The organism is Lysobacter enzymogenes (assembly GCF_900106525.1).
Classification (GTDB): Bacteria; Pseudomonadota; Gammaproteobacteria; order Xanthomonadales; family Xanthomonadaceae; genus Lysobacter; species Lysobacter enzymogenes.
Map to the genome: position 1 here is coordinate 16,859 of NZ_FNOG01000003.1, position 20,194 is coordinate 37,052.

General features: G+C 60.1%; 18 protein-coding genes. 9 read left to right on the top strand and 9 right to left on the bottom strand.

Features of this window, described 5'->3' with window-relative positions:
- The first annotated feature begins 50 nt into the window (after positions 1–50).
- From BLU84_RS07770 to BLU84_RS26230, 3 genes are all read left to right on the top strand, one after another.
- On the top strand, positions 51–1,160 hold the full coding sequence (locus BLU84_RS07770) for a metallophosphoesterase family protein (protein WP_074864846.1): 1,110 nt from the start codon (positions 51–53) through the stop codon (positions 1,158–1,160).
- Positions 1,157–3,799: an AAA family ATPase gene (locus BLU84_RS07775; protein WP_074864849.1), complete on the top strand. Its 2,643-nt coding sequence runs from the start codon at positions 1,157–1,159 to the stop codon at positions 3,797–3,799. Before BLU84_RS07770 ends, BLU84_RS07775 begins: the two co-directional genes overlap by 4 nt.
- 184 nt (positions 3,800–3,983) lie before the next feature.
- Complete coding sequence (locus BLU84_RS26230; protein WP_096413446.1) at positions 3,984–4,421, top strand: hypothetical protein; 438 nt, start codon at positions 3,984–3,986, stop codon at positions 4,419–4,421.
- Positions 4,422–4,531: 110 nt separating this feature from the next.
- Here the strand turns inward: BLU84_RS26230 and BLU84_RS07780 are convergent, their stop codons facing one another.
- Positions 4,532–5,923: a site-specific integrase gene (locus BLU84_RS07780; RefSeq protein ID WP_074864852.1), complete on the bottom strand. Its 1,392-nt coding sequence runs from the start codon at positions 5,921–5,923 to the stop codon at positions 4,532–4,534.
- 423 nt (positions 5,924–6,346) lie between these two features.
- On the opposite strand from BLU84_RS07780, the gene BLU84_RS07785 reads away from it, so the two are divergent.
- The 3 genes from BLU84_RS07785 to BLU84_RS07795 all read left to right on the top strand — a co-directional run bounded on the left by BLU84_RS07785 (position 6,347) and on the right by BLU84_RS07795 (position 9,117).
- Positions 6,347–7,006 (top strand): hypothetical protein, encoded by a 660-nt coding sequence (locus tag BLU84_RS07785; protein WP_074864856.1) that lies wholly within the window; start codon positions 6,347–6,349, stop codon positions 7,004–7,006.
- A 131-nt stretch (positions 7,007–7,137) separates the two neighbouring features.
- Positions 7,138–7,896 (top strand): hypothetical protein, encoded by a 759-nt coding sequence (locus BLU84_RS07790; RefSeq protein WP_139174802.1) that lies wholly within the window; start codon positions 7,138–7,140, stop codon positions 7,894–7,896.
- Positions 7,897–8,070: 174 nt separating this feature from the next.
- Positions 8,071–9,117: a CHAT domain-containing protein gene (locus tag BLU84_RS07795; RefSeq protein ID WP_139174804.1), complete on the top strand. Its 1,047-nt coding sequence runs from the start codon at positions 8,071–8,073 to the stop codon at positions 9,115–9,117.
- Positions 9,118–9,384: 267 nt separating this feature from the next.
- On the opposite strand, the gene BLU84_RS07800 is transcribed toward BLU84_RS07795, so the two are convergent.
- From BLU84_RS07800 to BLU84_RS07815, 4 genes are all read right to left on the bottom strand, one after another.
- Positions 9,385–10,830: a hypothetical protein gene (locus BLU84_RS07800; protein WP_074864864.1), complete on the bottom strand. Its 1,446-nt coding sequence runs from the start codon at positions 10,828–10,830 to the stop codon at positions 9,385–9,387.
- Complete coding sequence (locus BLU84_RS26235) at positions 10,823–11,521, bottom strand: hypothetical protein (RefSeq protein WP_139174806.1); 699 nt, start codon at positions 11,519–11,521, stop codon at positions 10,823–10,825. Before BLU84_RS26235 ends, BLU84_RS07800 begins: the two co-directional genes overlap by 8 nt.
- An 805-nt stretch (positions 11,522–12,326) precedes the next feature.
- Positions 12,327–13,424, bottom strand: coding sequence for an SH3 domain-containing protein (locus tag BLU84_RS07810; protein ID WP_170849119.1), 1,098 nt, complete (start codon positions 13,422–13,424; stop codon positions 12,327–12,329).
- A 195-nt stretch (positions 13,425–13,619) separates the two neighbouring features.
- Complete coding sequence (locus tag BLU84_RS07815) at positions 13,620–14,003, bottom strand: hypothetical protein (protein WP_074864874.1); 384 nt, start codon at positions 14,001–14,003, stop codon at positions 13,620–13,622.
- Between the two features lie 53 nt (positions 14,004–14,056).
- Here BLU84_RS07815 and BLU84_RS07820 point away from each other — a divergent pair, with 53 nt between their 5' ends.
- The gene (locus BLU84_RS07820; protein WP_074864877.1) at positions 14,057–14,293 is read left to right on the top strand and encodes a hypothetical protein; all 237 of its coding nucleotides are present in this window, start codon (positions 14,057–14,059) and stop codon (positions 14,291–14,293) included.
- Between the two features lie 219 nt (positions 14,294–14,512).
- Here BLU84_RS07820 and BLU84_RS07825 read toward each other — a convergent pair whose 3' ends face one another.
- The 4 genes from BLU84_RS07825 to BLU84_RS26240 form a co-directional block, all read right to left on the bottom strand.
- A complete protein-coding gene (locus BLU84_RS07825; RefSeq protein WP_074864880.1) occupies positions 14,513–16,189 on the bottom strand; it encodes a protein kinase family protein in 1,677 nt (558 codons plus the stop codon).
- Between the two features lie 17 nt (positions 16,190–16,206).
- Entirely contained in the window at positions 16,207–16,926 is a 720-nt protein-coding gene (locus BLU84_RS07830) for a hypothetical protein (RefSeq protein WP_074864883.1), read from the bottom strand.
- A 4-nt stretch (positions 16,927–16,930) separates the two neighbouring features.
- The gene (locus BLU84_RS07835; protein WP_074864886.1) at positions 16,931–17,764 is read right to left on the bottom strand and encodes a vWA domain-containing protein; all 834 of its coding nucleotides are present in this window, start codon (positions 17,762–17,764) and stop codon (positions 16,931–16,933) included.
- Between the two features lie 127 nt (positions 17,765–17,891).
- Positions 17,892–18,908, bottom strand: coding sequence for a TauD/TfdA family dioxygenase (locus tag BLU84_RS26240; protein WP_139174808.1), 1,017 nt, complete (start codon positions 18,906–18,908; stop codon positions 17,892–17,894).
- Positions 18,909–18,998: 90 nt separating this feature from the next.
- Between BLU84_RS26240 and BLU84_RS27080 the strand changes: the two genes are divergently transcribed.
- Together BLU84_RS27080 and BLU84_RS07850 are read left to right on the top strand one after the other, a co-directional pair.
- Positions 18,999–19,604 carry a hypothetical protein gene (locus BLU84_RS27080; protein ID WP_170849120.1) on the top strand — a complete coding sequence of 202 codons (606 nt, stop codon included), beginning with the start codon at positions 18,999–19,001 and terminating at the stop codon, positions 19,602–19,604.
- Positions 19,605–19,623: 19 nt separating this feature from the next.
- Positions 19,624–20,193 (top strand): poly-gamma-glutamate hydrolase family protein, encoded by a 570-nt coding sequence (locus tag BLU84_RS07850; protein WP_074866430.1) that lies wholly within the window; start codon positions 19,624–19,626, stop codon positions 20,191–20,193.
- The last annotated feature ends 1 nt before the right edge of the window (position 20,194 follow it).

Genomic DNA, 20,194 nt, shown 5'->3' on the forward strand with positions numbered 1-20,194 from the left:
AGGGTGCTGATCAAGTAGGGCGATCCACGGGCGCCCAAGACAGGGACGACATGAAGCTCATTCATACAGCGGATTGGCAGCTCGGTAAGGCTTTCGGGCGCTTTGAACCGGAGGTGCGCAGCGCGCTGTCCGAAGCACGTTTCGAAGCGATTGATGCCATCGGAAGGGCGGCCAGCGAGCACGGCGCCGAGCATGTCTTGGTTGCTGGCGACATCTTCGACACCGAAGGCCCGGAAGACCGAACCATCGTTCAAGCGATATCCCGGATGGAGCGCCACCCGTGCCGATGGTGGCTGCTGCCGGGCAATCACGACTTCGTGCGTAACGACGGGCTCTGGGATCGAGTGCGCAAGCGCGCCAGCGATAGCCTCATCGTCCTGTCGGAAGCCCAGCCTCACGAGCTTGAGCCGGGAGTGTGGCTCCTGCCGGCGCCGCTGACCCACCGGCTCAACCTGGATGACCCCACTGATGCATTCGATGCGATGGAGACGCCGGGTGCCCGGCTGCGGATCGGCCTGGCCCACGGTTCCATCCGGGATTTCGGGTCCCGCGGCGAAGCACCGAACCAGCTCGCCCCCGATCGCGCCCGTCGTTCCAACCTGGACTACCTGGCGCTGGGCGATTGGCACGGGGTGCTGGAGGTCGATGCCCGGACCTGGTATTCGGGCACCCCTGAGACGGATCGCTTCAAGCGGGATGCGCCGGGACAGGCGTTGCTCGTCGATCTGGAGCCAGGGCGCGAGCCGGAGGTCACCTCGGTGCAGACAGGGCGCTTTTGTTGGCTCACGCGCGATTGGGCCGTGAACGACTTGGCGGACTTCGATGCCCAGTGCGGCGCCCTGATGAGCACGCTCGATCCTTCGAACACGCTCCTCGATCTGTCCCTAAGCGGTATCACGAACCTGGGGGATCGCTCGGGCATCCTCAGCAAGCTGGAGAACGAGATCGCGCACCGGCTGCGCTACCTGGAAGTGCATGCATCGGAATTGGTGGGGCGCCCCACCCCGGAGGACTTGGCGACGCTGTCCATGGAAGGCGTCCTGGGCATCGCGGCGGCCAAGCTCAATGCCCGGATCGAGGCAGGCGGACCCGATGCGGTGCTGGCTCGCCGTGCCTTGGAGCGGTTGTTCGTCGAATACAGCCGGGGAGAGGCCGCATGAGCCTGCGTCTTCGTCGGATCGCCATCGACAATTTTCGCAAGTTCCGTCAGCCGGTAGTGATTGAAGGCCTGACCGACGGTTTGAACATCCTGATCGAGCCGAACGAGACCGGCAAATCGACCTTGCTGGAAGCGCTGCGGGCGGCGTTTTTCATGAAGTATTCGACCAAAAGCCAACTGGCCCAATCGTATGCGCCGCACGGGGATGCGGTTGCTCCTTCCATCAAGGCGGAGTTCCAGGTGGGCGGCGACCGCTGGTCGGTCAGCAAGCGCTTCCTGAAAAGCCCCATGGTCGAGGTCGAGGGACCGCAAGGGCGAGCGCAAGGCGAGGAGGCGGAGACCCGGCTCCACACCTTGCTCGGGTCGGTGAAAGATGGGCGTGGCGCCGGCGACAGTTCGAACTACGGAACGCTCGGCTTGTTGTGGGTCGTCCAGACCGACGCGTTGGCCGTCAAAGCGCCCGGACAGCTCGTTCGCGACCGAATTCGGTCGACCCTGGAGGCCGAGGTCGGCTCCATCATGGGTGGCCCGGCCTATCAGCGCGTTCGCAGTGGGGTCGACGAGCAGTTCGGCCGATACTGGACCCCGACCGCACAAAGGCGCGGCCCGCAAAAAGACGCCCGTGATCGTCTGGAGCTCGCTGAAAAAGCGGCCAGCGACGCCGCAACCCGCTTGGCCGGCCTGGAACAGGCATTCTCGGACCTCGAAGCCGAACGCACCAAGCTGAAGGTCGTGCTGCGCGACATCGCCGACGACACCGATGCGCAGACCCGGAAAGACCTGGTCGCGTCGCTGGAGGTAGCCCGTAGCGCCGCGCAGGTGCTGGCGACCCGAAAGGCGGAGCATGAGGTGGCCGACTCCAAGGTCCGCACGCTGGAGGATCTGGACGAGCGCCATCGTCACGCCATCCAGAACCAGAGCGCAGCCCAAGCGGCCCTTGCTCAGGTGCAGGAGCAGCGCGGGGCGCTTCGGGAGGATCTGACTCAGGCCGAGCGGGGTGCTGAGCAGGCGCGCATCGCGCTCGAAGGCGCGCGTGCGCAACGCCTTAAGGCGCATACCGCGCTTCGAGCGGGCGAAGCGCGGGCAGAGGCGGCCCAGCGCAGGGCCGCTCTGGTGGCAGCCCGCAACCGCCACCAGGAGCTGTTGGCGCTGGAGGCTCAGCTCGCCGCGGCCCGCGCGGTGGTCGCGACCATGGTCCCCGCGGAGACGCTGGAGAAGCTGGATGAGAACGAGCGTGCTATTGGCCAGGCCCAGGCCGTCCTCGACGCCGGCGCGACCCGTATCCGGGCCGAGGGGGACACTGGGGGGCTGCTGGTCGACGGCGAGCCATTGGGGACCCAGGAGCGGACGATCACGCGTGAGACCCGCATCCAGGTGAGCGGCGCTGAGATCGTGATCTTGCCTCCGCCTGGCACCACAAGCGCTCAGGAGCGGCTCAACGCGGCCCTGGAGCGGCAGCAGGCGGCGCTACGCGACCTGGGGCTCCCCGATGTCGTGGCCGCTCGCGCCAGCCACGACCGCGGACGTGATGCGATGGGCGAAGTCCAGACCCTTCAAGCACGGATCGCTGCGGCTACCCCGGCGGATGATCGGTTGGGCCTGGCGGCCGGAGCGGATGCACTGAAGGCGCTCCTGGCAGACGCGGTTCAGGACGACGATGGGGGCAGCGGCGAGCCGCCGGACATCGATGCGCTGAGGGCGACGGCGAGGGCTGCGGAGGATACGGTGGCTCGGGCAGAGGGTATCCAAGAGAGCGCCATGGCCACCCTGCGTCGGGCCGAAGAGGCGCATTCGCCGCTGGTCACCACTGAGGCGGAGCGACGTAGCGATCTGGCCCACATCATGACAGAGATCCGAGGCATTGAAGGCCGAACGGAGTTCGCCACTTTAGCCACAGGGCTGGCGGACGCTCGCACAGCCCGGGCGGGAGCCGCGGTTCGTTGGGAAGAAGCCCAGCAGAATGCGACGGTGCATGACCAGGACGCAATCAAGCGGAAAATTGAAGCGATCGACGCGCGCGAGCGTGCAGCGTCCGAAAGGCGTGCCAAGTTGGAGAAAGAGATCGCCCGCCTGGGTGGCACAATCGAGAGCGAAGGCGGCAAGGGGTTGGCCGAGCGCGAGGCGGCCGCTCGCGATGAAGTAGGCGCCGCGCGCGCAGCCCTGGAGCGTGTCACCGAGGACGCAGAGGTGATCAAGCTGTTACGCGACACGCTCGACGAGGCGCGCAACGAAACCTCCGCGAAGTTCGTCGGGCCGGTGGCCCAGCAGGCCCGGCGTTACATCGAGCGACTGTTGCCGGGCTGCGAACTGGTGTTCTCCGAGGAGCTGCAGTTGGAGGCCGTGAAGCGCGCAGGAGTAAGTGAGGGCTGCGAGGATCTGTCGCACGGCACTCAGGAGCAACTCGCCGTGTTGACGCGGATTGCGTTTGCCGATCTCTTGCTGGCTCAAGGGCAACCCGTTTCCTTGATCTTGGACGACCCGTTCGCCTATTCGGACGATGCCCGGCTGGATCTGATGATCGATATCCTCAATGAAGTCTCGGAACGGATGCAGGTGATTGTGTTGACCTGCCGCGATCGAGCATTCCGGCATGTGCCGGCGACGCGCGTGGCGATCAATGCGGCCATTGAAGCGACCTGACCAGCGGCTTGGGGAGTCGTAGCCTCCTCTACAGCCTTCTCCCAGGTCCTGAGAAAGTTTCCGCCGAAGCTGGCAACGACTGTCAGCATTGGAGGACCGCTATGGCTCGGCATGCTGTGCGAGGGTACTCGCATGCTTTGGAAGGCTCGAAAAATATCTCTGAAAAAAGCAGAGGGGACTGATCATGCCCACCTACACCCTGAGGTATGAACTCTACTTTCTGAACACCTGCGAGTTCGAGGTTAAGGCTAATACGATCGATGAGGCGATCGCTGCGGCTAAGGAAATTGAGCCCAAATCACAAGGAAATTGGAGGGGGCAGTCTGACACCACGACTAAGCCGCGATTGCAGTCGGTGCGCAATAAGAATGGAGTGGAGCTTGTATGCGTCGACAATCCCTTCTATGTGCCTCGTGGCGAATTGGAAGCTTGCCTGACGGATCAATGGGGCCGCGATCCTGAACTGGCGCACCCGGATAAGCACTGGGTCGCCGAGATTCGGAGGCATATGGCGATGTGGGAGCGCGTTGCGCCTGAAATCACCAAGGAAGGGCGCGCTCACATGAAGCGCGACGCAAAGCGGTTGTGTCGTGGTCGTAAGAAGGGGAAGGGCGGCCGCTAGGGTCGATCGTCGCACGGATGCTTCGAGCCCAATGGTCTTGGCATAGGCTACAACCTAAAGCTACTTCAGCTTCAAGAGGCCGCCAGCCAGCGCAACGCGGTCCCCCGAGCTCAAGGATGCAATTTACTGGGGTCACGCAGCGTTCTGGCGAACTGCCCCTTCGTATACGTCGGCAGGCTGACCGGGGGACTTAGAAGACTGAGCGCAGCCGACATCTTCTTCAGTGTGATTTCCTCCGGTTCCTCCTCGATATAGAACTTTTCGAGCGTAGGCGCTTCCGCGGTCAAGGTGTGTCCCGTGATCTTAGCGATCAGTGGCAAGGCCGCGCCCTTACGCTGCAATGTGGAAGAAACGAGATATCTGAAGCCATGGAATGACAGATATCGATCCGGCACGAACTGTCGCAGGTATGGGTTGAATTGCCTGCTGAATCCAGGCGCATAGCCCGTGCCATCGGGTTCGTCGGTCTTCGGGTTGATATGATGGCGAAGGTGCGGGAAAAGGCGGGAGTGAGGCAGCCGCTTGATGTCCTCTACGAAATCCAGAAGCCCCGCGTCCAATAGAGGTTGGGCGATCGGGATGATGCGAGCCGAAGACTTGCATTTCAGTTTCTGCCTGGATCCATAGCCGCCTTTTCCGATGCGGTCGTCATCCGTAGTAATCCGGATATGAAAGCACCATATCCCATGAACGCATTCGACATCCTTGACCTTCAGCTGAGCGATCTCGTTGACGCGCGCGCCCGTGAATAGGCCGATCATTGGGATCCACCACAAGTGCGGAAGGGTCGCCCAATGGAGGAAGGTGTGACGGTCGAACAGGGCAGTCAGTTCGTTGTCTGTGAAGGATCGGCGCACTGTTGAGCGTTTTGCCCCGCCTACCTTCGTGTTAACGGCGTCGCACGGTGAATGTGAGATCGCGCGCTTCGTTTTTAGATGTTCGAAGAAGGTCGAGATGATCCGCATTCGGTAATGGATCGTGGAGTCAGCCGGCGGCGGTGTATTGGTGGCCCTACCTTCAGCCAGGATCTGCTGATCGGTCATTCCGCGCAATTCACGTCGCAGCAGGCGGGTGGAGGGCCACCACCGCATAGCATCCCAAAAGGCCACGATATGTTCGTGATTGATTTGAGAGACGGGAACGTCCTCGCAGGACGCCAGAAAGATGCGCGCGGCTTGCTGGATGTTTCGCAGATGGCTGGTGCTGAGCCGACGTCGCTTGCACTCGTCTAGGTAGAGCCGCAGTTCCTGCGACAGCAGCCGGGTGGGAGCGGGATAAGGCAGGTCGGCCGGAAACATCGCATGGTTGCCGGTGCGTCGTCGCATGGTGCGTTCGAGCAGTGTTATGACGGTCTCGATGAAATTGATTGCGCCGTATCGATCCTTGATCTTGATGCCGCGCAGTCGCGCTCGACCGATTTGGAGCGTGTCGATGGTGAAGCCGACAGCATCAGGATCCCCAGCCTGCGGGTCTGACAGTTGGATGGCGGTGTTGATGTCCACGGTAGCCTCGTTTTTTGCGAGGTGGTCAACATGGATAGGGTCGAGTCGTTGTCAAGCGCGGTGGCGTCAATGAGCCGAGGTGTGCGGCTGGATGAGGCGCGGAATATCTTGAGTTGAGTCGGTGCCAGAAATCGGAGCGTCTTCAGCGTGAAATCAACGGCTGGTCGGGGGATAAATGTGCATACAGGCGCTATTGTTGTATTTAAGATGGAAAACATCTTATTACGCATAAGTAAGAGTTCTTACACATATGTAAGAAAAACGAATTTTCTGATTTGTGATGGGCGTCTTATTGCAAGAGCGGGTTCCGGTGAGCAAAAGTCACCGATGCATAGTTCGAGAAAGCCGGGGCGGTTCCGGGCATGCAAGATTAACTTTGTGCCCGCGTCCCACGAACTCAGTCTTCGAACCTTCATCAACCCCATGGCCACCAGCAAAGCTCAGTATCACAAGGAGTCGCTCACGCAGGTGCTATTGGCTTGTGGCTTGAAGCCTGAGCGCGAGTGGGAGACGAAGGATAAGTTGCGTGCTTTGATCGATGCCAAGCCTGACTCGGTGGAGTTGCTCGCGGGGGTAGCGGACTTCTGGCTGGATTTGGACAAGAAGACGGGCCCCGCCCGGCGCAAAGCACCGGACCCTGCGAGCCCTTTCCGTAAGCGGGGACAGAAGTGGGTGGCGACCAAGGGCGAGGTTGCCGAGTGGGATTTGGCCTGGCGAATGAAAACGGTGGCTCAGGTCCTTACCCAGTCCAAGAGCGCGCGCGGGCGGAGCATGGCCGCGGCATTCCTGCTCGAACGTATGCCCATGGCCATGTGGTGTGGCGGCACCGAGCCGCAGATGGTGGGCCCAGCGGTCATGCTTCCGTCGAGTGTTGAACGTCTAGCGATTGAAGAACTGGATGTGGTCTGGCTGCGGCCCGACCAAGCGCTGCGGCGGCGCTGGCTGGATCCGCAGGACGCCCAGGACTTCCTGGCGCTGTTCCGCGCCGCGCAAAAGCTCCACGCCGATGAGCTGGAAGAGGTCCAGCGCAACTTCAACACGGCGGATGCCCTGGGCTTACGGGATCACAGCGGCCGCCTGTAACCGCTGTTTGGTGATTTGGCACAAATCCAGAATATAGCCCAGCCGTTTCTGTCTCAGTCTGTGCGACTGGGGTGTATTGGACTAGGGAAGCCCATGGCCGGCCCCGGCTTCATTCCCGTATTCGAGTTCCTATGACCAAGAAAGCCGTGGTGAAGTCGCCCGCAGATCCAGCGCCCGCAGAGGCGCCTGCGCGCATGATCGTTAGTTTGGGAGCCCTGCTGCCGGCGCTGCTGACTGCCGCCACGCTTCTCGGGTTCTGTCTACACCTGATCGGGCATGCCGACGATATTACCTACCTGGCGGCGCTAGGGATCGAGCCTGACCTCATGCCGCAGACGGCTGAGGCGAACGTCATCATGGGCTATGGCGCGGTCATGAATCAGGGCGCCAATCTGCTTGTCACGCCACCGATAGGCAAAATCGCCGTCGTATTCGTCGCGGTCACCATTGCGATCTGGATATCGCAAGTGCCGGCGAGGAGAGCGTCCCCTCCTTTCAAAACATGGCTCAGTCGCCGTCCTCGATGGATCCAAAGGCTGATCGTGTCGAGCTTCGCATCCGTGTTGGGACTGGTCATGGTCGTAGCCTTCGGCGTTGCCCTGCTGGTCGTAGGGGTCACTCCGGCAGGCGTGGGGATGTCCTCAGGAAAAGAGCGGGCTGACAAGATGCGTAAGCGCATAGCAGCGTCGGAGCCTGAGCACCGTTCTGAGCTCTGGCGGGGAGAAAAGCGGGAAGCACAGGGTTACTTGGTCTCCATCAATAATGAGCGACTCGCGATTTACGACATCGATAGCACGTCGCTGCGGGTCTTCCCCAAGGACGGGCTGGAGATCCGGTCGGCGTTGCGGACGGTCGCACCCTCTCGAAGCGGCGATGCCGCGGCCCCATGAGAGTAACGCTGAGTGGAATTGTCGATGGGCGGGTGATGTCCAAAATAGATGCATCCAGCGAGCGGTGCCAATGCGGCCACAAGGCAGTCGTTCGGTCGACGAGCGGGGTGTGAGCGCCATCGGTGGCCTCGACTAGCTGGCTCAATCGCGAGCGTTTGAAAACAGGGAGGCGATATGTCCGTGGAGCAGTATCGACGGGAAGTGGAGCGTCATCAGGACAGTGTGCGCAAGTTGCAGGCCGAAAAGGCGCGCGAGGTGTCCTACGCTGCGTCTGAGCGAAAGAAAGCCGGTGATGCAAGAGCGGGTGCCGCTAGAACATCATCGGTATCGACTGCGAGGACGAAACTCAAGGATGCAGAACGCTACGATAGTAAGGCCGTCAGCCATGATCGACGGATCGCTGATATCGAAGGGAAGATCGCCAGGGCCAGCAAGCAGCAATACGATGCCCAGGTAAAGCTTGGGAATGCTGAGAAGCAGGCCGCGCAGAAGCTGAGCAGAGAGAGGAAGCAGCAAGAACAAGCGGATGCTCGTGCGCGATCTGAGGTCAATGGGCGGCTATCAGAGCACGATCGTCTCCATCGTGCCGCGTTTCGCAGCATCCAGGATCTCCAAGCGCTTCCCGCGACCATCGGGGTCTTGTTCCTTGCCGCCAACCCGTTGGACCAGCAGCAGCTGCGATTGGATGAAGAGGTTCGCGCAATCGGCGAGATGATCCGTAAGTCGGAGCACCGGGATTCCGTGAAGCTCGAATCGCGATGGGCGGTGCGCCCGCTCGATATCCTTCAGGCACTCAACGAGTTCAAGCCGAGGGTGGTTCATTTCAGTGGCCACGGCTCCGAAGATGGTGATCTTGTGCTTCAGGACGGCTCGGGCAATGCCAAGATGGTCTCTAAAGAGGCCATCGTGCAGACCATGATGACCGCGGCGGACGACATCCAACTCGTCTTCTTCAATACCTGTTACTCACGAGACCAGGCCGAAGCCGTGGTGGCGCATGTGCCGGCGGCAATTGGGATGAACACCGCGGTCGGCGATGACGCCGCACGTGTGTTTGCCGCGCAGTTCTACTCGGCCATTGGGTTTGGCCTTTCCGTTGCAACCGCTTTCGCACAAGCCAAGGCGGCGTTGCTGCTGGAGGGGATCCTTGAGGATGATGTCCCAGAGCTATTCATCGCCGAGGGAATTGATCCAGCCGAATTGGTTCTGGTGAAGCCTTGAACCCAGCCGGGCGTGAAGCCCGTTTCCGGGTCGCAGTGGTCCATTGGCCAAAACAAAGCCCCCGAAAAACGGGGGCTTTGACTTATCAGGCGCTTGGTGAGAGTTCTACATCCCAGCCCCGTCCGCGGACAGTGCAATGGCCCGAACCGTGACGCCATTATCCAGATCAGCGCGGCTCATCGCAGTCATCAAAGCTCTCAGTAGGGTGTCAGAAAACTCCGAAATGTGTGCGGCAAAAAAGATGCCAGGTCGAGCTCCCTATCGGGGCTAAAGCGTCATCTTCGGTCCGCCTTGGCTCGGACCGTCCATTGCCTGGGTCTGTGTCTGAGCCTGCTGTTGGGCTTGCTGTTGATTGAGTTGCTCAACGCGGTCCAGGCTCTTCTCTGCAGGTATCTGGGCCGCGCCGTTGGCCTCCACCGCGACATGGTGATGTGGGCCCGCCGGCCCATGGGGCGAGGCATACCCAATGAGGTTAGGTGCGCCATCGGCACCCTTGCCGATGATCACTCCTGAGAGGTTCTGGCCCACGGTAGGATCGGCCTTCACCGCCGCGAGCCCGGCGGCGGCCAGGTTGCGGGCTTCAGTTTGAGTCCAACGGCCATCGGCCTGGGCAGCGCGGTGGAACATCTCGAAGGTCGGTTGATCAGGGTGGCCGGCGCTGTCCGCGCGGAAGGCGGTGGGCGCTGCCGGTGCTTCGATATCAACATCCTTTGGTGCCGGCTTGGGCCCGCCTGTGCTGGTGTCGTTGACCGTCTTCCATGCCAGCTTGCCGTCACTGATATCGGTAAAGCTGAAGCTCTTGCTCGTGCCAGGAAGATCCACGCCATTTCGTTCGATCTGGGCGAGATCCAGCTTCAGGCCCTTCAAATCGATGTGGGCCTCCGGAACTGCTTGCGTGGTGCCTTTGGCTACATCGGCGTGGACTGAGGCGATCGTGGCCAGCACGCTCGGGCCGTAGTAGTTGCGATAGTTGGAATCGCCATGTCGGCCGAGTGTTGCCCCTTGATCATAGTGGCAGGCGGCCACTGCTTCGACCGCGGGGCTTTTGAAGCGGTTTCCGGTGAACTGAAACCCATGATCCGAAAGTTTGATCCCGGGAGCTAGCTCGGCGTGCCTGGCGTTTTCTTTTCGCTCAATGCACCCCGTGGAGGCGTCCATGCGGCGGAGGAACTCCTTCTCGTTGTATCCCCCAGGCTGGCTCGCGATCCGGCTCGCGACCGAGTTCATGCCGATGAGCTCGGACAGTGCTTCGTCGTTACGAGTGAAGTCCAGATAGCGTCTTGCTTCCGGGGTTACATCCACCTTGGACGCGTTGCCTAAGCCCTCTGTGAGCTTGATCTCGATGGCGGTCGATAGTCGGTCGATCTCCGCCGAACGTGCTTTCTCGGTCAGTGCGTGACCCGTCTCATGGCCCAGAGTGCTGGTGATGTTGTCGATGCGCGTCTGGAGCTTGGCATCCTTGTCTGTGAAGGTTTCGGCGCTGACAAAGATGGTGCCGGTCTCTTTGTCGTAATGGCCGCCCTCATGCTTTTCGGCGCTCACACCGATGCGTCTGAGGGTTTTTTGGTTGACGGCGTCGACCATGACGCTGGCCAGGTAAGGGGAACTCGCGATCGATGCCTCGACATCCTGGGCGGCGTTTGGCGGTAGGCCTTTTTGTTTGGCGAACTCGTCGACGAGGGTGCGCAGTTGCGGTGGCAACGGCTCAGCCATGGCGCACCTCGGCGTCGTCCGCGTCGATCTCGACGGACAGCACGCAAGGCCGCCCCTTCGGATCTGCGGCATCGACCGCTCGATAGAGGGTCACGACTAGGTAGAACGTGATGTTGTTGGCGGGCACATCCTTTCGGAACGACCAAGCTTCCTTCAGGTGAGGCGCGTTCTTGGAGCGTGAGTAGCCCAATGCAGCGATGTCGTCACTAAGCGGCTGGAAGTCCAGGCTGCAGGTAGGCAGCGCGTTCTCGGGTTTCCGTGGATCGCCCTTCCAGCCAGCGGGCGTCCAATGGATTTCGACATGCTGGCCTGGCGTGCCCGGATACAGCGTATCCACCGAGACGCTGTAACGACCGCCACCGGTCAACTGGCCTTCGGCCAACTGGCTCTCTGCATCTTCTGGGTCAGGCCCCAGAGGGGCACCCAAAACCCGCGCAACATGGGACGGTTCCGTATCTCGGGCAGTTTTCAAGCTCTTGATGAGCTTCAGCACCCGATCTCGCAGTTCCTCGGTTGCCAGAGCGGGGCCTTGGGTCAGCTGGATGGGGGGAGACGGGGCGCGGTCGGTCTTTGCCGGAGGCGCCGCGCGGGAGGCTGCTTCCGCAGCTCGGTCGGCTGCGGAAGCGGCGGCATCTGCGGCTTGCTCTGGCGTGGCGGTGGCGTCAAAGGCAGTAGGCGATGGGGCCGTCATGGCGGAGTTCTCCTTGGGCGTTGCAGGGGTTGGCTCGGCGGGGGGTTGGGCGCAGGCGGTGAGGCCGGCCAGGGCCAATGGCAGCAGCCAGAAGGGGGTGATGGCGCTCGGCCTCGGTCGCTCGTGAGGCGCAAGCACGGCGTTCCTTGTCGTTTTCACTCGATCTCCTTGCGCCGGCGGCCCTGGTAGGACCAGGAACGGGCTGGTGTCCCGTCAACAATGCGCAACTTTCATTTGCGCAGCAAGCCGTTTTTTCTCGGGCAATCAAAGGCATACCGAGACAGTCGGCGCAGATTTGACGCCCTTCCGAGAGAGTGTGCCAAGTAGGCACATTGGGGGGCGCTTTAGGCCGTTGATGGGGAGCCAAGTCCCGAATGAGGGCTATGGGGAGGCGATCACTCAGGAGGCGACCACAGGCGAGTGCTCGATCGACACATCCACTCCGCCGTCTTTGGCGCGCTGATCGCCGCCCAATAAATGGAAGTGGATTTTTCCGTATGCAGGTGGCTGGAGTTTCTATCACGCGACCCGCATAGGTCGGTTGGCCATGGGCTTCGGGCCGTGCGGCGGCCAGCGCGCGCAAACGGTCGAGAACCCAGTGGCTTAGATGTGGGTCAAAAGCTGCGGCGTCGATACGCAATGGACGCGTATTAGCATTGAATCAAGAGAGAACTGAGCCTTAGGCGGCGTCCCGACCTGATGGAAAAGGGGCGTGCATGAAACGATTGCCAAGAAAGACCTGTAAGGGCCGAACGCAGTTGGCACTGCGGTGTTCAACCATTGGCTGACACTATAGGCCTCACGGTTACTGCGAATTCGTCCCTTGCAACGCATTAGGCGCGCGGCGAAGGTAGTGTTTGAGCACCCAGCCTTCAGCGTCATGCTGTTTGTCCGTAACCTGAAAACGAACATGCACCCAGCGCCCCCGCTGCTCCGTTACGATTACCTCTTGGCCAGGCGCCAAGACCCCTACCATCACGCCCCCGGTCGTTGACGACTTAACACGAACGCTTCGGTCTCCAGCCGTGTAGCGGGGGCCAGGAGAAGGCACGCGTTCGGCCAGCAGCTCCAGAGCAGCGTTGAGGCGCTCCTGCAAGGCTTCCTCCCGGGCGAAGTGGCGTGTCAGAGCCTCTCGATCTTGTTCCGAGCGCGCTTCCGAACTCTTGGCTTCCAGGTGGTCGTGAACGTTTTTAGCGGCATCCTGAAGTAGAGCCGCGAGTGCGATGATAAGCATCAGCACCGTCATCATGTCGGGTCGGGGGTGCTGTGCTGGACCCTCGTTTTCCAAGCGGAGCTGATCGACCAACTGATTTAGGCTCTCTGCATTGCGATCTATCTCCTTCCACGCGGGCTCCAGTTCCGCGTCATTCGCCGCGACACCCGCTGTATCACCGCTTTCGAACGCGTCGGGCGATTGCGGTTCCGCGACTCTCAGCGCGAAACGCAACGCGGCGATGTCCAGGCGGCGAAGCGTATCTTGAAGCGGGTCTGTAGAAGGTAGTGTCGAGATCGCAAGCGCCTGCGTCTTCTGCGCAAGATCGAACGTGGACGCAAAGTCGTTCCAAGACGAAACGGGGTCGGCGTGACCGAGAGCGCGTTTGATGAGCGCTTGAACATCGTTGTGGCGGTCAATCCCAAGGGCGGCGTTCAGCATTTCTTCGTATCTGTGGGTGTTCAAGTCACGGATCAAAGAGTCAACGCTTGTATAAAGGCTACTTTGTATATGGCGTCGATAACCCTCCCGCGAGGTCGGGCCGCGGATCATGTCGTTGAGCTTTTTCAGTTGCTCCGTTGGTGAGGTGAGGATGCTCTGAATGTCTCGCGACTTCGTCGATGAGAGTGTTGCCAATACATCGGCCGCGGCGGAACGCGGATCCTTGGGAAAGAGATTGTCGTTTCTCATGCGGAAGGCTCCAGGTATTCGGTGTAGGTGGCAACAACGATAGCGTTCTAGGTGCACGCTATCACGCATCCGTTTTCCCACGAGTTTCGAAGTCTCGGTGCGTCATCAAGCCAGCGGTTTTAGCGCTATTTCGTGAACCTTCCAGCAGGCCGTAATTTTTTCTAGAAATCAGCAGGTCCCGAGCCCCAGCCTTGTTCAAAAGACCTTCTTGCCGAGGGCAATCAACGCGTTTCGGTAGCTGGAGCCTGCTGCTTTGGCGTTGAAAAGCGCTTGTTGATCTTGGGGCGCGATGGGGGCGTAGACAATCCCTCCTCTGCTGCTGGTATAGAAGCAGTAGAGGCCTGAAAGCATCGGCTGGCCGTAAATCTGGTAAATGCCTTCATCCTGGATGGCGATGAAGATATGCTTCGGCTTTCCATCGTTGTGGGTGGAGTTGATCGCGTCCTTCATCCATGCCGAAGTCCCGTTGTCTCTGTGCCATTTGACGACGGACTTTTTCTCGGATTTGAGGCATTCCAACAAGACGCCCGATTGGCCGCCGATCGTAATAAGAGTCAGGGTCTGCCGATACTTGGACATTGACTTTCGAACCTCCTCTGTTATCCAGAGCCTCCCCGCTAGCAGGATTGGCTATGTTCTGGATCGAGATTACCACCCTGAACGGGGTGGAGGCGCGGCTTGAGAGCATTGGCGAGGAAGACCTGCGAGAACTAATGCCGCTGTTGTCGAGCCTCGGGGCCGCTGGCCACTTTGGCGAGGTCGGTTCCTCAAAGGTGACCGGAGGATGGCTGGCCAATGGGGCGGCCAGCGGATACGACAATGCGCCCACACTTATTGTCAGGGTGTGGCACAGCAGTTCGTCTCACTAGGTTGCCGCCGCCGCAGTCCAGTCTGAGCAATATCCTGGTCTTCGCGCGCCGTTCCGCGAGCCCAGCATCCTCATCGCGCTAGCGCCTCATGATGCGACCGCTATGTCGAGCGGTCCATCTAGTCCGCGGATCCATCAGGCCGGATGCTGTTGATCGTGAATGATCGTAATGGGCTACATCCCGGCCAGGCGGTCGTTCGGGTGTTATCTATCGCCGAGACTAAGCGAAACTTCTTAGCAGCACCAAAACCACAATCCCCAGGATCACCCAGCCGAACACGCCCAGCCCGCCACTTTGCGCAGGAGGCTGCGTCTGCGGTCGATGCGGCATGGTGCCGTGGGATGGCGGTGATTGATGGGTGGTTTGGCCGCGCATCCGATCTAGCACCTGGTTGTTCGCGCTTTTGGGCGTAGGCGGTGGCACTGGGTGCGTCGACGTGGGCGGGATGCGAGGGGAGGAGGACGATGGTGAGGTGTTTCGAGCGCTCACAGGCTTCACCCCCATCTCCCCGAGCACATGGGCGTTACGCGGCGGAGCCTTGGACGAGCCGCTGCCGCCGCGCAGGCGGAACTTGGCTTCCGCTTCCTCAATAATCTGTATCTGCCCGCGCTGACTCACCGTTACTGAAGCGCTTGTATAGCTCCGGCCGCGTGCCGCTACACCGTGATACACCGGGTCAACCAGTCCAGTCACGGACACCCATTTGCCGATCCAGTCTTTGGTGGGCGCGGAGGCGCCCAGTGCGTCCAAGCCGTCGGTCCAGATATTGAGCTTGACCGACGGACCATCCTGCCAGTTGGAGAAATTAACGAACAGAAACGGCTTCCTGGACCGTTTGGTGAGTTGCCGATCCACTGCGACGATCCGGCCGATCAGTTCGATGCGGTTGCCCACCTGGGCGGCCACTTGTGCATACGACAGGGCATCACACACGGTATAAGCGCCCTGGTAGGCCTGTTGAGCCGCCGATGGCGCCGCCCCGAAGGCGACAACAATTTGAGGCACGCCTTTGCCTTGCAAGAACTCGGCAAGGCTCGGCGTTTGATCGATGGGGGATGATGCGACTTGTGCGAGCTTCCTGGCCTCCGCGGCCACTGTGGGGAGCTTGAGCAATTGGGCAAAGACGGGCGAAGACCCTGGGTCGAGGTAATCGTTACGCCGAAATACGACGGCATCTGGATCCGAGCGCGAAGTTCTCCAAATGCCGGGCTGGGCAATTAGGGCCTGAAGGGCGACATCCAGTGCCAAGAAGGAAAACCGATCGAGCGTCTCATTGAAGTAGGTGGCCGAGCGAGCAGGATGCTGAAAGTTCAGCTGGCCCAGTTCAGTGGCGCGTGCTCCCCGGAACGCCTCCACGAACATCCCGTCGTAGTCGATCAACTGGAGTGAGGCGCCTTGTGCTCCCACCATGACATTGCCCGGCTGGATGTCACCGTGGGCGATCTTTTGCCCCTCCAGATAGGCGCTGAGCTGAGTCAGCGACTGGCGGAGCTTACTTAGGGCGGTGGGGGTTGCGTGGTGGGCGTCGAGGAACTCGCTAAGCGTTTCGCCCGCCGCCCAGGCCATCTTGACGACCGGATACGGCCGCTTGTCGATGACGATCCCGTCGGACTGGAAATCGAAGGGTAAGAAGAACGGTGAATGGAGCTGCTTGATCTTGTCGGAGATCAGGCGGTAGCGCTTTTCGAGCTCGGGAGCTTCTTTGTGGAAGCAGCGCAGCGCGTAGCGCTTGCCTGCCGTGTCGATGGTATAGGTGAGCGCAAAGCCGCCGCATAGGGCTCGGGGCATCCCAAGCGAGGTGGTTCGGACGGTGCCGGTCCGGAGCTCGGCGTCGCGCAGGGTTAGCTGCGGCGACGCCAATGCCTGGTTGTATTGTTCCAGCGTCGGGTAAGCCACTTTAGCTCCGCCAGTCGTCAAATCATCGCAATAACTAAGGTGCTGTCGTCTCGACGCATGGCACCGATGTCGCGTTCCCGCTCTACCAGCTCTTCCAAAGTTGCCGCGTCCCTGATTTCCAGCAAACGCTCCAGCGCGCTAGCATCTCCAGAGTTCATGCGTGTGAGTAGCCAGGCCCCTAATGCGTCAGTCATACACAGCAAGAACACGGGACCTTGTAGGTCGCCACGCTTCCAGCTGGCTGTCACGACGAGCTCACTGCGGTCCTGCAGGAGGTCGGCATTGAGCTCGGCTTTGGTGGCTAGTAGGACTGGCTTCTCAAAGAACTGCTCCGCCGTGTCATAGGGCCACTGGCCCAACAGGACTTGACCGTCGGTGAGCGCCGCAAAACTGTCGCCGATACTGAGGATGTCTAGACGGTCACCATCGCGTTCTTGCGCAATCAACAACGTGGCAAAACTACCGCGCTCGAACGCTGCGGCTCGGGACCACGACAATAGTTCGGGATCGTGCAGATCGGCGAAGGCGGACACGCACTCCACGACGCCCTCATGGGTGAAGCCGGTGTCCAGGAACCTGTCCACGAGCAGGCGCGACCAGCTCTTGGCATCGAAGGATTCAGAGGCCCCATCGGATACCACGATGCGTCCGCGCTCGGCGTCCACGCGGTAGGCATCCTCGTTATCGATCGGGGTGTCCGCGTGCTTGGGCACGCTGCCGTGGAACAGGATATGCATGGGGTCAACGCAGCTGCGCAGCGCGCGTGCCGATATCGAAGAAGTCGACGATCTCAGTGACCTCCGCGTTGAACATGAAGCCGCGCGATTCCATCGTGGCCCGGATCCCTTTTTCCTCAGCGGCTTGATGGAGGTGGGGAGGCAATGGGCTGGACATCTGAAACAGCAGCCGGGCGTAGGCGTCAGGCAGGCCCGCGTCGGACGCCGGGAACTTGACGGGGTCGCCGCCCGCGTTGCTTACATGCAGGTTGAACATGAGGATCGTGCCGTCGTTGGTGCCGATTTGCTGGAGCTGGGCCGCCAAGTTCTGGGGATCGCCGTCAGTCGACTCGCCGTCAGTCACATGTAAAACGGTCGGCGGATAGCTGTCCGGATGCGCATCGCACCAAGCGGCGAGTTGGGCCGCTGCCTCAGTGATTGCGTGGCACATAGGAGTGCCGCCACTGGCCTTGGCGTCGAACCAGACGGGAAACTTGATCGACTGATTGACCAGTCCGCCGGCGCCATCGTCCATGCGGCGCGTCCGGTCCTCGACCCTTAGGGGGGAGTTCTCAATAGCAGAGATGGGGTGCATCACGATGTGAGAGAGCGGCCCGGCTAACCCGTTCTCCGCCGTCGAGCCCGAGTAGCCGAGGACGCCTACATGGAAGTAGTCGCGCGTGCCTTCCGATTTGGTGCATCGCGTGATTAGGGTGGCTAGAGTGCGGTTCAGCACATCAGCAACGAATTGGGCCTTAGACTTCCCATTCGTCATCTGGTCCTGCATTGAGCCGGACTGATCCACAAGGAACAAGAAGGCGGTAGGAGTGGTGCGGCTGATCTCGGCGCTATAGCTCATGGGTTGCTCCAGTGTGGTGTTGCGCGACGACCTTAAGTCGACGTTGGATGAGAAGGGTCTCCGGCACGTTTGATGACGCAACAAGAAAGCAGAAGCGGCCTAAGCCGGTCAGAGCTGAGTGTGCTCATCAGGGCCAGAGCTTGAATGAGCTGCCCTCGTGGAATGCAGTTTTGGGTATGTTGTCTGACGCCAGTCCATAACTGCGAAGCAGCCAGCGGGCGTTACCACCAACCTCCTTACCTACCTCGGACCTGCCGTGAAGCATTGTCCGGTTGTCCAGAATAACGATATCGCCAGCACCTAAGACGATTGGGTGGGCTACTTCCTCACAAGCCTGAGCTACTTTGACCAAGGCCTGCTCAGTGGCTTCTGGAGCGGTATAGGAAGGCGCTACATTGCTGTGGCTAAATCGCACCCAAAAATCGTTCACCCCTCGACTAAGAAGCACGCTCACGTCTTCGACTTGATGTGCATCGCCAAGCACAGCGATGGTGCCGTCTTTAAATGTGCCTTGGCACGTAATCAGGAACTGATCTTTCTTAAGCTGCTCGATATCTGCCTCATCGAGGCGAGACAGGATTTGGCGAAGCGGGATGACCATCGTGGCAATGTCATCGGGATTGCGTAGCGCCGCTAGGCACACCGCATCTGGGGAAGGCGCAATCCGCGGGTGCCGACTATCTTGCTGACCTGGGAAAGGAAAGCTCACTGCGTCGGTGTGGCCGCGCATGCCCTTGGTCGATTTTTCTGCGGATCGCCCTTGCCCTGGCATGGCAACGAGGTTGACGAAGAGATGCCCATCGTTCTCAGAGCCATACGACACCGGCGCATGCCCCAAAAGCTGATTGACAGCCAATACCGTCAATCGTGCCGCATTTACGGGCAGGCATATAGGAAGGGGAGCAAAACCCTTAGGAGAGTCCGGTAGCCCCGTCGCCGCATCAAACACACCCTTCAGATGCAGCAAACCATTGGTCAATTGGCCGCGGGTGCTCTTTTCCAGGGTGGATCTAACGCTGGCGTCCAGATGCTGCAGGACGTGCTCGCCGATCGCGGCTGGGTCTTGGTCTATACGAGCAACCCATTGATCCGCATCGGTCTGTGCCAGGGTCTTGTCTACGGCCTGCCGGATCTCTACTTCCATGTGAGAGCTTCCTAAGTGGTTGATTTATTGAGAATTGACATTTGATACAAAAGAGATACAATCAGCGTATTGAGGTGTTGGAGCAACCCTATGTCGACGATATCCCCTGACATTGCCACGCTCGAAAAGAGTTTCCGAGATCGAGCCCAAGAACTAGCACATATTGCCAAAACGCTCCGCGTGACAGAAGTCAATGCTGGAAAGGTTTTGATTACTGCTCAAGGTGTCGGTAGTCGCGAAGTAAGCCTGACCAAAATCGATATGGATGTAGAGTTGGCTCGCTTTGCCGACCTTCTGCACCAGAAGGTCGCCGCTCATGTGTTGGAACTACGTTCTGGAACAAAGCAGCCAGCCAAGACCATCGGTGTCTGGGCTGGGGCGGATCTGTGGTCAGCGCTGGAACAGCGCGCGACGGCGGAGAGAGTGAAGCCAGCACAAATTTATAGAGACCTGATGAAGCACGGTGTTCAGCAACTGGATGCGCGCTTGGACAAGGAGTCATCTAACAAGGTTTTTGCGGAGATGAGTGCCTTGCTGGACAGCTTTGTGGGAGCAGGAAAGGCTCAGAAGATGGTTCGGATCGATAAGAACTTCTACAACCGTGCCGTTTTCATCGCCAAAGAGTTTGGCAGGTCGCTGTCGGAGATTACGGGAATGTGCATTGTGTGTGCATTTGATCAACAGATTCGGCGCTGATTTGTGGAGGAGGACAGGGGTGCACGATGACCTGTATCCCAGCTTTTCTGCTTTGGTTGCGCGGGAGCCTGTCGAAAGCTACGCGATTACGGTGCATCGGGGTTCCAATCCTGCTGTCGCCATCATTGCCCCGCACGGAGGCCAGATTGAGCCAGGAACTTCCGCTCTGACGCGTGCTATCGCGGGCTGCGATTATTCCTACTACTTGTTCGAGGGGCGGAAGGCAGAAAAAAATCGAGATCTGCATGTCACCAGCCATCATTTTGATGAGCCACAGTGCTTGGCCTTGATTAGCGATGCGACAACCGTGTTGGCTATACACGGATGCAGAGGGGAGAACGCCATCAATGTTGGAGGACTGGATGCCCGTTTGGCAGATGACCTTTGCTATGCGCTGCGTAGCAAGGGTTTTCCCACTCATCGCCACGGGCATGCCTATCCGGCTCATCAGCCAATGAACATCTGCAATCGTGGCGCTCGCCGTGCTGGCGCTCAGTTGGAACTGACCATGGATATGCGACAAGCCATGTGTGCCACACAGATTTCGGCCGTGGTTCGCGAAGTGTTGGCGCAGGCTGGCGGGATGTAAT

Coding starts and splice junctions, on each gene's coding strand:
- BLU84_RS26230 (WP_096413446.1), top strand. CDS start 3,984: ATGCCCACCTACACCCTGAGGTATGAACTCTACTTTCTGAACACCTGC.
- BLU84_RS07795 (WP_139174804.1), top strand. CDS start 8,071: ATGTCCGTGGAGCAGTATCGACGGGAAGTGGAGCGTCATCAGGACAGT.
- BLU84_RS26240 (WP_139174808.1), bottom strand. CDS start 18,908: ATGGAAGTAGAGATCCGGCAGGCCGTAGACAAGACCCTGGCACAGACC.
- BLU84_RS07770 (WP_074864846.1), top strand. CDS start 51: ATGAAGCTCATTCATACAGCGGATTGGCAGCTCGGTAAGGCTTTCGGG.
- BLU84_RS26235 (WP_139174806.1), bottom strand. CDS start 11,521: ATGACGGCCCCATCGCCTACTGCCTTTGACGCCACCGCCACGCCAGAG.
- BLU84_RS07800 (WP_074864864.1), bottom strand. CDS start 10,830: ATGGCTGAGCCGTTGCCACCGCAACTGCGCACCCTCGTCGACGAGTTC.
- BLU84_RS07820 (WP_074864877.1), top strand. CDS start 14,057: ATGTTCTGGATCGAGATTACCACCCTGAACGGGGTGGAGGCGCGGCTT.
- BLU84_RS07815 (WP_074864874.1), bottom strand. CDS start 14,003: ATGTCCAAGTATCGGCAGACCCTGACTCTTATTACGATCGGCGGCCAA.
- BLU84_RS07830 (WP_074864883.1), bottom strand. CDS start 16,926: ATGCATATCCTGTTCCACGGCAGCGTGCCCAAGCACGCGGACACCCCG.
- BLU84_RS07790 (WP_139174802.1), top strand. CDS start 7,138: ATGACCAAGAAAGCCGTGGTGAAGTCGCCCGCAGATCCAGCGCCCGCA.
- BLU84_RS27080 (WP_170849120.1), top strand. CDS start 18,999: ATGTCGACGATATCCCCTGACATTGCCACGCTCGAAAAGAGTTTCCGA.
- BLU84_RS07835 (WP_074864886.1), bottom strand. CDS start 17,764: ATGAGCTATAGCGCCGAGATCAGCCGCACCACTCCTACCGCCTTCTTG.
- BLU84_RS07785 (WP_074864856.1), top strand. CDS start 6,347: ATGGCCACCAGCAAAGCTCAGTATCACAAGGAGTCGCTCACGCAGGTG.
- BLU84_RS07810 (WP_170849119.1), bottom strand. CDS start 13,424: ATGAGAAACGACAATCTCTTTCCCAAGGATCCGCGTTCCGCCGCGGCC.
- BLU84_RS07775 (WP_074864849.1), top strand. CDS start 1,157: ATGAGCCTGCGTCTTCGTCGGATCGCCATCGACAATTTTCGCAAGTTC.